Below are 11941 nucleotides of genomic sequence, written 5' to 3'. Positions count from 1 at the left end.
TCCACCAGGGAAACAGATCGGTTTCCGCAACGCAAGTGAACGGGGGAGCCTCTGACCTGTGACCGATCCGACAACGCGGACGCCCGCGCCGACCGCCAGTGCTGTCTGGACGCGTAACCGGTTGCCCGACGTCGCCGCGCTGCCGGGGTATCGAAGCGTTCGGTGTATCAGCTGTTCGACTGTCGCGCTGCCCGCGATGCCCGTCGTTCTCTGCCGGAAGGCCAATGCCTTGCCGCTGCGCCGCCGCAAGAAGGCCGTGCGGTCGACGGTGGCGGGCGAGTGTGCCTGGTACCGGCTCGGGCACGGCCTGATGTGGCGCCGGGCCGTCGTGGTGGTGGGCTCGGTGGGCCAGTTGCTGACGCTTGGCGCGCCGGTCATGCGGATCAAGTTCGGCTCCATCAACGCGCAGCAGCTGCCGAGCAGTTCCGAGGGCCGCCAGGCCTTCAACGCCATGGAGCACGACTTCGACGGCGACGTGGTGAAGTCCATCGACTCGTTGCTCGTACTGAAGTTCGACGGGACCTCGAAGGATCAGGGCGCGGCACTGAAGGCGTACGCCGAGCGGCTCGACGCCACCGAGGGCGCCACGAGCGCCAGGATCACCGGAGTCGAGGGCACCACGGCCCGGGTGTCGGTCACCTTCGAGGGCAATGCCGTCTCACCATGCGCACGACGCGGCTGTTCTTCACCGGAGGCGGCCAGATCGTCAGTCGCACCAGCTACCACCGGGACTGGCGCGAAACCCGCGCGCTCGCCCTCCCGCCCGTGCTCACCAACACGCCGCTTGCGCAACAGCTACCCATGCGGCCTGGGTATTCGGCGCTGTCTAACGGGCCCCGGTGTGTGTCACCTGCCGGGGACGGCAGGCGCGCACACTGTCATGGCTCGGTGACGGTCTTTCCCCCAGGTCGTCGCCGAGCCTCTGCCCGGAACCCCCCTGGAAACCGATCGGTTTTCATTTCGTCCGCTTCGGGTTAACCTCCCGGTATGACCACCGAAGTGAAACCAAGCCCCAGGGAGCGGCTGCTGGAGGCGGCGGCCACGCTCACCTACCGAGACGGCGTCAGCATCGGCGTCGAGGCGCTGTGCAAGGCGGCGGGCGTGTCGAAGCGCTCCATGTACCAGCTGTTCGAGAGCAAGGACGAACTCCTGGCAGTAAGCCTGAAGGAGCGCGCCTCCGCCTACGTGGCCACTCTTCTGCCCGCGGCGGACGACGGCCGGTCACCCCGCGAGCGGATCCTGCACGTCTTCGAGCAGGTGGAATCGCAGGCAGGGGCACCCGAGTTCGGAGGCTGCCGATACCTGGCCGTGCAGATCGAAGTCAAGGACCAGAGTCACCCCGCGAGCCAGGTGGCCCATCGGGTCAAGGAGAACCTGACGGCCTTCTTCCGTGCCGAGGCCGAACGCGGCGGGGCGAGCGATCCCGACCTGCTGGCCCGGCAGCTCAGCATGGTCTTCGACGGCGCCAGTGCCCGCGCGGGTATCCAGGCCGACAACCTGACCGGGCTCGTCGCGCCCACGGTGACCACCCTGCTCGACGCGGCAGGCGTGCGCTGACGCATCGCATTTTCGGAGCGCCCCCTCACCGCCCGGCATCCGGGGGAAGCCTGATGGCCGTAAGGGCGTTGCGGAGCATGCCACAAGCGAAGAAGCTCGTGGCCTTGTTGGCATCGGCGCCCAGTGACAGGTGCACGGTTTCCCAGATCCTCATCCAGCCGGCCCGGGCGACCTCGCCGATCAGGTCATCACCCTGTGCCTCGGCGGCCGCCACGGCGACGTATCCCTGCATCTGCATCAGCAGCGTTTCGGGGCGCGTCGAGATCAGTTGTGCGTAAGCATTCGCCATCGTCTGGAGGGCCTGTCCGCCGCCCTCCAGCCTGTCGGCCGCCGTCTCGAATGCCAGGCGGGTGTCCTTCACGCTCCGCATCAAAGCGGCGACGAAGATCGCCTTCTTGTCCGGGAAGAGCCGGTAGAGATACGGCTGCGTGACGCCGACCCGCTTGGCGATCGCAGCGGTGGAGGTGCCGTAGTGGCCGGCGATCGCGAACTCGGCGATCGCCGCGCGGGTGACGCTCTCGCGCCTCTCCTGCGCACTGATCCTGCCCATGACGTCATTCTCCCCGCTTGAGCTTGCATCCGAAAACCGATCGGTTTACTGTGGTGGAAACCGATCGGTTTCGAGCGAGTGCGGGAGTCCATGATGGCGACAGATCGGCCGGTGGCAATCGTGACGGGTGCGTCATCCGGCATCGGGAAGGAAACCGCGCTCGCCCTGGTCGCAGCCGGATTCCACGTGGTCGGCACAAGCCGTGACACCTCACGCGTCACCGCGCTCGACGGTGTGACGTTCGTCGGCCTCGACGTGGTCAGCGACCAGTCGGTCGCCGCCGCGGTCCAGGAGGTGAGCGAGCGGTTCGGGCGGATCGATGTCCTGGTCAACAACGCCGGCGTCGGCTCGATGGGTGCGGCGGAGGAAACCTCCGTCGAGCAGGCTCAGGCCGTCTTCGACACCAACGTGTTCGGGGTCATGCGCATGGTGAACGAGGTTCTGCCGCACATGCGCGCCCAGAGGCGTGGACGCATCATCAACATCTCGTCCGTACTCGGGTTCCTGCCCCAGCCGTACATGGCCGTCTACGCCGCCTCCAAGCACGCGATCGAGGGCTACACCGAGTCCCTGGACCACGAGGTCCGTGACCACGGCGTCCGGGCGCTTCTCGTCGAACCCGCCTATACCCGGACCGGATTCGAGGCCAACAGCGCGAAGCCCGACACACCCCTGCACGCCTACGCGAGGCAGCGGCAGACCGTCGACCGCGTGATGGCGGAGGCGATCAGGGGCGGCGACGCTCCCGCCACCGTCGCCAAGACGATCGTCGCGGCAGCGACCGACGCCAAGCCGAAGCTGCGCTACACCGCCGGCTCCATGGCCGGCCGCGTCAGCACACTGCGCCGCCTCGTACCGGCCGGGGCCTTCGACAAGCAGATCCGCAAGATCAACCGCCTTGCCGGCTGACGCGCCGGCTCACCCGGAGGCGGCCACTCAGATCAACGACTTCCCCTGGCCCTTCTGAACAGCTGACCCACCCCAACCAGACAGAGGACACCTTGATGCCTGAGCGCAACCCCATCCTGATCACCGGTGCCGCCGGCGAAATCGGTGGCGTGAGCCGGACGATGGTCGACATGCTGCTCGAACAAGGGTACCCGGTGCGCGCGTTCGTGCGCCGGGACGACGAACGCGCCGATGCGCTCCGCCAGGCCGGGGCCGAGGTCTTCGTCGGTGACCTGCTCAACATCGCCGACGTGACCGCCGCGCTGAAGGACGTCCGGCGCATCTACTTCAGCATGAGCCTGTCGCCGTACTACACCGACGCCGTCGGCCTGATGGCCGCGGCGGCGCGCGCCCAAGGCGACCTCGAGGTCTTCGTCAACATCTCCGAGTACGAACAGTCGTTCATGACGTACGAGAAGATGACCGCGCCGGAGCCAGAGCGGCGGGCCTGGCTCGGCGGACTGATCACGCAGTGGTCGCCGCAGCAGCGGGCGCACTGGGTCGCCGAGCGGATGCTGGAGTGGTCGGGCCTGCCGACCGTGAACATCCGGGCGGCCATGTTCGTCGAGAACCCCCTGATGACCTGGCTGGCCCTGGGCCCGCTGAGCGAGGGTGAACTGCGCCTGCCCTTCGGTGACCACCGGCTCGCACCCATCGCCGGTTACGACGTGGCGGAGCTGTGCGTGAAGATCCTGGCCGACCCGGAACCGCACCTCTCGAAGTCCTACGAGCTCAACGGCCCGGAACTGAAGGACATGCACGGCTTCGCGGAAGACTTCTCGGCCGTGCTGGGACGCCCGGTCACGTACGTCCCCGTAGAGGTCGAGACCTGGAACGAGACCTACATCGACAGCGCCGGCCCCCTGGCCGCGTTCCCGCACACCATCGAGCACCTGAAGACCCTGACCCGGCTGATGGGCGGCGGAGGCTACCGCGGCGTCACCGACCAGCTGGAAACCCTGCTCGGACGCCCGCCGAAGACCGTGCGCTGGGCACTGGAGAACCACCCGCTCATCCGGAAGCTGGCATCCGCCTGAGCCGCCGAGCGGTCCGGAGTAGAACAAGCGGCGTCCGGGCCGGTTGAGATCGGCGAGCTTGCGGACGTGGTGAACCTCAAGGTTCGTCCGCGTCTCGCAGATCTCACAGCTCTCGGCGAGGAGCCTGTGGATCAGCTCGTTGCGCTTCGTACAACTACCCCGGGCACGATTAGCGGACCCCACGCTGGAGGCGCCGGATACGCAGAGTGCCCACGTGGCTGCCGGGGCTCCGCTACCACGACCGGCCGCGGTCCGGTGAAGTTGGTGCAGGGCCGTCAGCGGGGGCTGGTCGTGGACAATCTCGGGCTGGTCATCGCCGTCATGGTGCTGGCCGGGCCGGGCCGGTCTGGCGCCTGCGCCTCATCGCCGTCGTCGGGCGTGGAACGCGGTCAGGTGAGGCGTTCGGCGGCGGATGCCAGGAGATGCCGGCGCTCTCCCTGGAGGCGCCGGCATCCCGGTCGGCTCAGTTCGTCACGCGGAAGGTGGCGTCGCTGCGGGCCGTCGTGGTGGTGATCGGGTCGAGGCGGAGTTCGTAGGCGTAGTGGCGGATGTACCGGTCGGGGAAGTTGTACGACTGGAACGAGGACCAGGATGAGTCGGCGAGGCCGGCGACCTGGCGGAAGGTGGCGTCTGCCGCGAACCGGCTCGTGCCGTCGTTGTAGGCCAGTTGGAAGTCGAAGCCGGAGTGCCGCAGGAAGTACCCGGGGAAGTTCACCGACTCGAAGGAGACGGTCCCGGTGCCCGCGAGGCCGGGCCTCAGCCGGAACCTGGAGTCGTCGGCGGGGCTGACGCTGGGGTCGATGCGCACGTCCATGTTGGTGTGGCGCACGTACCGGTCCTGGAAGTTGTACGACTGGAGCCGGCTGGCCGCGGTGTTGGCCCAGCGTGCCTGCACGCGGCTCTCCTCGGCGGCTGTCAGGTTCAGGATGGAACCGTGGCGCTTCTTCGTCCCGCCCATGTTGTAGCTTCCCGACGCCTGCTTCTGGTAGGTGGCGGGATGGGACGGGTCGGTCGTCATGACCGGCATGTAACCGCCGCTGGAGGCATATTGGTCGAGGTAGAGGGCCCACGTGTTGCTGCCGTTGAACTTCATCCACATCGGGCCTTCGACCTGTGAGCCGGTGAGGCCGATGCCCGAGAGGTTGCCGAGGCTGGTCCACGCCCCGAGGATCGAGTTGCTGCCTTCGAGCGTGATCTGGCCGTCGCCGGAGGCGCGCACGTAGCGGTAGTCGCCGACGCCTGTCGGCACTTCGATGATCTGGGTGTCGATGATCTCCTGGCTGCCGGGTCGCTCGATGTAGATCTGCGGGGTGGTGATGGAGCGGAAGTCGCTGGTGTGCGCGTAGTAGATGCGGTGCTTCGTCGCGCCGTTGAAGGGCTTGTTCGTCGCCCAGTACAGGACGTAGTCGTTGGTGGCCGGGTTCCAGATCGCTTCCGGTGCCCATGCGTTGCGGCCGTCGGGGATCGCGCCGGCGACGTTGAGCAGCCACGGCTGCGACCAGGTGACCAGGTCCGCCGACTCCCACACCACAAGATTGCGGCTGCCGTCGTTGATGGACTGGTTCCACGTCTGCCCGCAGCCGATGCACAGGTCGGTGGCGATGATCCAGTACTTGTCGCCGCCCGGGGCGCGGACCAAGGCCGGGTCGCGCACCCCCTTCGTGCCGACCGTGGAGCGCAGGGCCATGCCTCCGCCGTTGAGGTCGTTCCAGCGCACGCCGTCCGTGCTGTGCGAGAAGTAGATCTGCTGACCGGTCGCTCCCTCCCCGATGAAGTGCGTCATCAGGTAGCCCGGATCGGCCGCGGCCGCCGGTTGCGGTGTGGTCAGGGCTTGGCCGGTGAAGAGGAGGCAGGCGGCGAGCAATATCGCCGACAGTCGGGCGCGAAGCGCAGACATCTACATCTCCTGTCGTTCTGCGAGTGCCGCAGCGGGTGAAGAGGGAAGCGCGGTGGCGGGGAAGCCGGTTCCGGTGCCGGCGGGACGTGACCGGCTACCGCACGATGCGGAAGGGGCCGGATCCGGCCAGCGGCAGGTTTCCTGGTGCGGTGCTTTTCGCTGTGGTGACGGCGTCACGGGGCACACAATGCGGGTGCGTGGTGTGACGGCTCGTGGGGTGAGGTCACGGTTGTCGCCCGGATGGGGCGGTCGTGGTTCGGGGCCGACCTGGACGGTCGTTTGATCCGAGCGCCGTGCACGAGGTGCGGCGAGGCGGTCTGTGGTTTTCCGGCTCCTGTGAAGTGCTTCAAACTGTGTGCTGCTTCGGCGTCTTGTTATGTGACTCCCGTTGTCGCTTGTGTCAAAGGGTCTTCGGCGTAACGGCGCTGACCGATAAATCGAACAACGTTCGTGTGATCGGCCAGACGCTAGATGTGGGAAGCGGATGCGTCAATACCTCCGACATCCCTAGTCCGCGGAACCTGAAAAGGCTGGTCGCTGTCGGCGAATGCGCCGCCACAAGGCCTAGGCGGTTGGTCATGTGATTCGGGCTGCGTTGGCGTTCTCCCGGCATAATCCACGCCCGGACAGTGGCTGTTGACCAGCGGGGAGTTTCTGTGTCAGCGGGTGTGCTGGAGCTTGGCCAGGATTTCGGTGGTGGTGGCGGTCTCGCCGAGGCGGGGGAAGATGTTGTGGATGCTGTTGTGGTGGGCGCCGGGGTTCATGTCGGTCATCGCGTCGGTGGCGAGGACGACGTTGTAGCCGTGTTCGTGTGCGGTCCGGGCGGAGGATTCCACGCCGATGCTGGTGGCGACGCCCGCCAGAACGACCTGGGTGACGCCGGCCTGCTGTAGGTCGTCGTGGAGGGTGGTGCCGCCGAAGGCGCTCCACCGCTGTCGCAGGACGCGGATGTCACCCTGTTGCGGGGCGAGTTCATCGACCGGGTCGGCAAAGTCCGGCTGCGGGGTGAAGTCCGCGGGCCCGCTCACGTCGGTGCGTCCGGGGGCGTCGCCCAGGATGCTCACCAGCGCCACCGGCAGACCGCGGGAGCGGAAGGCGGCGGCCAGTTCGGCGGCGTGCTGGATGACCTGCTTCAGGCCGTCGTCCCCGCCCGGCATGGCGAGGATGCCCTTTTGCAGGTCGATCACGACCAGGGCGGGCTTGGCGTCAACCGTGGAGAGTGTCACTTCGGTTTCCGTTCTCGTACGTGACGGGGCGCGCCCGCCTGTGCGCCGCAGGGGGTGGTACGGCCCCGCAAAGCCATTTCGATACGATGTAACGTAACGTTGTCGCGTTAGGCTGTCAAACATGGGACGCCCACGAGAGCACGACGAACACACCGCCCGAGCCCTCCTCGAGGCGGCGGAGCGCGCCATCCAGCGGGACGGGCCGGAGGGGATCTCCATCCGGGGGGTGGCATCGGAGGTCGGCACGACCACCCGCGCCGTCTACAGCCTGTTCGGCTCCAAGCAGGGCCTCATCGCCGCGCTGGCGGCCCACGCCTTCGACCTGCTGCGCACGGTGATGGAGCAACTACCCGAAACACCGGCGCCCGACGACGACCTCATCGAGGCGGGCCTGGTGATCCGCCGGTTCGCCCTCGAGCACCCTTCCCTGTTCCGCATCGTCTTCCGGAACACGGCGGACCCCTTCATGCACAGCCAGCCCACCGTCCGCTCCGCATCCGCCCGCGCCCTTGACGTCCTCAAGGCGAAGGTGGCGCGGCTGGCCGCCGCGGGACTGCTGGGCACCACCGGCGCCGGCGAGGCGACCGTGCACTTCCGCGCATTGTGCGACGGCCTGGCCGGACTCGAACTCGGCGGCACATCGGCCATCCCCGCCGACGACGGCGAGCGACTGTGGCGCGCGGGGCTCCGCGCCCTCGTACGCGGCTTCAGGCCGGATGCGGCGCCGGACTCGTCCTGATGGACGCCGTCTGGCAGGTGATCGTCGCGGGCACGGTGATCGGCGCCGGCGTCGGACTGGCCTCCGCGACGCTGCCCACCCTGATCATGAGCGCGGTCGACCCGACCCGGACCGGTGCGGCCAACGCGCTGAACGCCCTCATGCGCTCCATCGGATCATCGGTGTGCAGCGCGGTGGTCGCCGCGGTGCTCGCCCACCAGGTCATGGACTTCCACGGAACACCCGTACCGGACCTGAGCGGCTTCCGTACCTCCTTCCTCATCACCATGGCCTCGCTGCTGCTGGCCCTGGTCCTCGCGGCGCTCCTGCCCAGGACACCACTCGCCGCACCGGACGACCAGGAGACCGCTCGTCACCGAGGCGCTCCCGCCTGAGCCCCTCGACCCGGTCGGCCCGCCCTGGCCCAACCCTCTGCGTCCCTCTGCGTCACAGCATGGCGCGCAGGTGGCTGACGGTGACGCAGTGGTAGGCGGGCGGTGAGGGTGCGCAGGATCTCGGGGACGCCCGCGACCGAGGTGGAGTGGATGTCGTGCAGGAAGACGACATCGTTGGGCTGGGCCTCGATGATGACGGTCTGGGCGGCCTTGGCGGCGTCGCGGTACTTCCGTGGAGATGTGGCCCGTCAGTCCGTTCAGCCGGACCAGTCCCCAGATCGAACCGCACGTCCGGCACGTGGTGCTCCTCCCGGGCGATGGTCAGGAGTACGCCTGGCGGTCCGTCAGGGCAGGCGGCCGGACAAGCAGTTCTCGGACTCCGTACTTTTTCTTGACGCGGCAATGACAACGATGGCTTGATGTCTGGGAGCGCTCCCACCTACTCAGGGAAGGGACCATCATGCGCAGCACTCGGCAGTTGTCGTTCCTGTGGATCCTTCTGGCCACGCTTCTGCTGTCGCTCGGCGTGACACTCGCGTCGTCGGCCCCATCGTCGGCCGCGGCCGGCCGTGCCGCGGCCCCCGCGCGCATCATGCCGCTGGGCGACTCGATCACCGGCTCACCAGGCTGCTGGCGGGCACTGCTGTGGAACCGTCTGCGGAGCTATGGATACACGGACATCGACTTCGTCGGTACCCGCAACCAGCAGGGCTGCGGCCAGGCATTCGACGGTGACAACGAAGGTCACGGCGGTGAGTTGGTGACCAATGTGGCGGATCGGAACCTGCTTCCCGCCCGGCTGTCGGCGACGCGGCCAGACATCGTTGTCATGCACTTCGGTACGAACGACGTGTGGAGCAGTATCGCCCCCGACCGCATCCTGGCCGCCTACACCAAGCTGGTGCGGCAGATGCGGGCGTCCAACCCGGACATGAAGGTCCTTGTCGCGCAGTTGATCCCGATGAACCCCGCCAACTGCACCGGCTGCGCACAGCGTGTCGTCGACCTCAACGCGCGGATTCCCGCCTGGGCGCGGGCGACGAGCACCAGCCGTTCTCCCGTGACGGTCGTCGACCAGTGGACGGGCTTCAGCACCGCGACCGACACCTACGACGGGGTGCATCCCTCCGCCTCCGGTAACGAGAAGATCGCTGCCCGCTGGTATCCGGCCCTCAGTGCTCTCCTCGGCAGGAGCATGCCGCGCAACCCCGGCAACCCCGGGCGGTGAGAAGTCCGCCCGTACGGCCGTTCTCCGGGCCGCCTCCTCCTGGAAAGGCGGCTACCGGGGCGGGACGACGGCCGCCAATGCGGCGTGGAACGGCACCCTGGCCCCGGGTGCGAGCGCCACCCTCGGCTTCCTTGCGGCCACTCCGGCGACGGCCGGCACCCCCGGGCCCGCCGCCAACTGCACCGCATGAGCCACCACCTCCTGACGCACCATCACCCCCCATTCGGAGTCGCCATGAAATCCCGCACCCGCACCGTCCCACGAGTGGCCGCCGTTGTGGCCGCTCTCCTGGGCCTCCTCGTCCCCTTGCTTGCCTTCGGCGCCCCGGCCCAGGCCGCACCCACCGGCTTCCGCGTCCAGAACGGCCGGTTACTGGAGGCGTCCGGGAACGACTTCGTGATGCGTGGCGTCAACCACGCCCACACCTGGTACCGGAATCAGACCAACTCCTTCGCCCACATCAAGGCCAAGCGTGCCAACACCGTGCGCGTGGTCCTCGCCAGCGGTGACCGCTGGACCCGCAACGACACCGCCGACGTGGCGAGCATCGTCTCCCGGTGCAAGCAGAACCGGCTCATCTGCGTCCTGGAGGTTCACGACACCACGGGGTACGGCGACCAGAGCGGAGCGATCACCCTCTCCCGCGCGGCCGACTACTGGATCAGCGTGAAGAGTGCCCTGGCCGGTCAGGAGAAGTACGTCATCGTCAACATCGGCAACGAGCCATACGGCAACAACAATTCCGCGCGCTGGACGGCCGACACCAAAGCGGCCATCCAGAAGCTGCGGAACGCCGGGTTCAACCACACGCTCATGGTGGACGCGCCCAACTGGGGCCAGGACTGGGCCTTCACCATGCGGGACAACGCGGCCTCGGTCTTCGCTGCCGACCCCGACCGCAACACGGTCTTCTCCGTCCACATGTACGGCGTCTTCAACACGGCCGCCAAGGTGAATGACTACCTGAACCGCTTCGTCGCCGCCAAACTCCCCATCGTCGTAGGCGAGTTCGGCCACAACCACTCCGACGGCAACCCCGACGAGGACGCCATCCTGGCCACCACCCAGCGGCTCGGCCTCGGCTACCTCGGCTGGTCCTGGAGCGGCAACAGCAGCGACGTCGGGTACCTGGACATGGTGACGAGCTTCGACCCGAGCCGTCTCACCTCCTGGGGACAGCGGATCTTCAACGGCGCGAACGGCATAGCCGCCACGTCGAAGGAGGCCGCGGTCTACTCCGGGCGATGACACCACTCCCGGGAGACCGCCGTACGGGAGGCGGTCTCGGCATGGGGCATGGGGCCGAGCTGACCTCAGCCGCTGCCGTCCGCACGATCGGCACCTCCGGCATGCCCTCGCCGGCCTCGCGCCGAGGGTGTCGTACACCTCGGCCGTAGGCGGTCTGCGGCGTCGGCTGCAGGTGACGAACGAGCGGACCGGCGGCTTCCAGAGGTCACCCTCTTCGCACTGTGGCCTGTGGCCTGTGGCCTGTCATGAGTGTGCCATCAGGTGATTCGCCGCCCCTGCCGATACGACGTCTGCGAACACGTCAAGGACTTGGAGGAACGGACAATGCATATGCACACCACTGATATCCCGGTGCCCGAGGGCACCGGAACGAGGCGGGCGAGACTCCGGCCGAGGAGCGGGCTGGTCGGACTGCGGGCGGCAGCGGTCGCGGCCGTGATCGGGCTGGTCGCCGCGCTGGTCTCGATGCAGCCGGCGTCGGCTCGGGAGAGCTCCTACCAGCGGGGTCCGGACCCCACGGTGAGCAGTGTCGCGGCCCAGCGGGGCACGTTCGCCACCGCAGAGATGAGTGTGGCGCCGGGCAACGGGTTCAACGGCGGGCGGATCTACTACCCGACAGACACCAGCCTGGGCACCTGGGGCGCGGTCGCGGCCGTGCCCGGCTACACCGCCCGGTGGGACGCCGAAGGTGCCTGGATGGGGCACTGGCTCGCCTCCTTCGGGTTCGTCGTCATCGGCATCGACACCAACAGCCCCAACGACTACGACACCGCCCGCGGAACCCAACTGCTCGCCGCGCTGGACTACCTCACCCAGAAGAGCCCGGTGCGCGACCGCGTCGACGCCGGCCGACTGGGTGTGATCGGGCACTCCATGGGGGGTGGCGGCGCCATCAGCGCGGCCGAGCGGCGGCCGTCGCTGAAGGCCGCCGTGCCGCTCGCGCCGTTCTCTCCCTCACAGAACCTGTCCACTCTGCGGGTCCCGACGATGATCATGGGCGCTCGGGACGACGGCACCGTCACCCCGTCCTACCTCGACGGCCTCTACGCCGGCATACCGGCGGCCACGCAGAGTGCCTTCATCGAGCTCACCAGCGGCGGCCACGGCTTCCCCACCTGGGGGAACTCGAACGTGACG

At 68.1% G+C, this 11941-nt stretch carries 10 protein-coding genes and 2 pseudogenes; 9 read left to right on the top strand and 3 right to left on the bottom strand.

Features of this window, described 5'->3' with window-relative positions; translation table 11 throughout:
• The first annotated feature begins 58 nt into the window (after nt 1-58).
• Nucleotides 59-892: a hypothetical protein gene (locus CLM62_RS49865; protein WP_179382006.1), complete on the top strand. Its 834-nt coding sequence runs from the start codon at nt 59-61 to the stop codon at nt 890-892.
• Nucleotides 893-987: 95 nt separating this feature from the next.
• Entirely contained in the window at nt 988-1557 is a 570-nt protein-coding gene (locus CLM62_RS08510; protein ID WP_095749243.1) for a TetR/AcrR family transcriptional regulator, read from the top strand.
• 25 nt (nt 1558-1582) lie between these two features.
• On the opposite strand, the gene CLM62_RS08505 is transcribed toward CLM62_RS08510, so the two are convergent.
• Complete coding sequence (locus CLM62_RS08505; RefSeq protein WP_179382005.1) at nt 1583-2107, bottom strand: TetR/AcrR family transcriptional regulator; 525 nt, start codon at nt 2105-2107, stop codon at nt 1583-1585.
• 93 nt (nt 2108-2200) lie between these two features.
• Here CLM62_RS08505 and CLM62_RS08500 point away from each other — a divergent pair, with 93 nt between their 5' ends.
• Nucleotides 2201-3016 (top strand): oxidoreductase, encoded by an 816-nt coding sequence (locus CLM62_RS08500; protein ID WP_095749242.1) that lies wholly within the window; start codon nt 2201-2203, stop codon nt 3014-3016.
• A gap of 95 nt (nt 3017-3111) precedes the next feature.
• Complete coding sequence (locus CLM62_RS08495) at nt 3112-4092, top strand: NmrA family NAD(P)-binding protein (RefSeq protein WP_179382003.1); 981 nt, start codon at nt 3112-3114, stop codon at nt 4090-4092.
• A gap of 463 nt (nt 4093-4555) precedes the next feature.
• Here the strand turns inward: CLM62_RS08495 and CLM62_RS08490 are convergent, their stop codons facing one another.
• On the bottom strand, nt 4556-5989 hold the full coding sequence (locus CLM62_RS08490) for a glycoside hydrolase family 43 protein (RefSeq protein ID WP_095749241.1): 1434 nt from the start codon (nt 5987-5989) through the stop codon (nt 4556-4558).
• Nucleotides 5990-6648: 659 nt separating this feature from the next.
• Nucleotides 6649-7215, bottom strand: a complete 567-nt coding sequence (locus tag CLM62_RS08485) for an isochorismatase family protein (RefSeq protein ID WP_095749240.1) — start codon at nt 7213-7215, stop codon at nt 6649-6651.
• Between the two features lie 121 nt (nt 7216-7336).
• On the opposite strand from CLM62_RS08485, the gene CLM62_RS08480 reads away from it, so the two are divergent.
• From CLM62_RS08480 to CLM62_RS52650, 5 genes and pseudogenes are all read left to right on the top strand, one after another.
• Complete coding sequence (locus CLM62_RS08480; protein ID WP_095749239.1) at nt 7337-7954, top strand: TetR/AcrR family transcriptional regulator; 618 nt, start codon at nt 7337-7339, stop codon at nt 7952-7954.
• Complete coding sequence (locus CLM62_RS08475; protein WP_095749238.1) at nt 7954-8328, top strand: MFS transporter; 375 nt, start codon at nt 7954-7956, stop codon at nt 8326-8328. Before CLM62_RS08480 ends, CLM62_RS08475 begins: the two co-directional genes overlap by 1 nt.
• 460 nt (nt 8329-8788) lie before the next feature.
• Nucleotides 8789-9746 (top strand): annotated as a pseudogene (locus tag CLM62_RS08470) (GDSL-type esterase/lipase family protein).
• 44 nt (nt 9747-9790) lie between these two features.
• The gene (locus CLM62_RS08465; RefSeq protein ID WP_095749237.1) at nt 9791-10804 is read left to right on the top strand and encodes a glycoside hydrolase family 5 protein; all 1014 of its coding nucleotides are present in this window, start codon (nt 9791-9793) and stop codon (nt 10802-10804) included.
• A gap of 324 nt (nt 10805-11128) precedes the next feature.
• Nucleotides 11129-11905: pseudogene (locus CLM62_RS52650) on the top strand (dienelactone hydrolase family protein); the annotation flags it as partial.
• Nucleotides 11906-11941 lie beyond the last annotated feature (36 nt).

Source organism: Streptomyces sp. SA15, from assembly GCF_002291145.1.
GTDB lineage: Bacteria > Actinomycetota > Actinomycetes > Streptomycetales > Streptomycetaceae > Streptomyces.
This window is presented reverse-complemented; position numbering and strand designations above follow the sequence as displayed.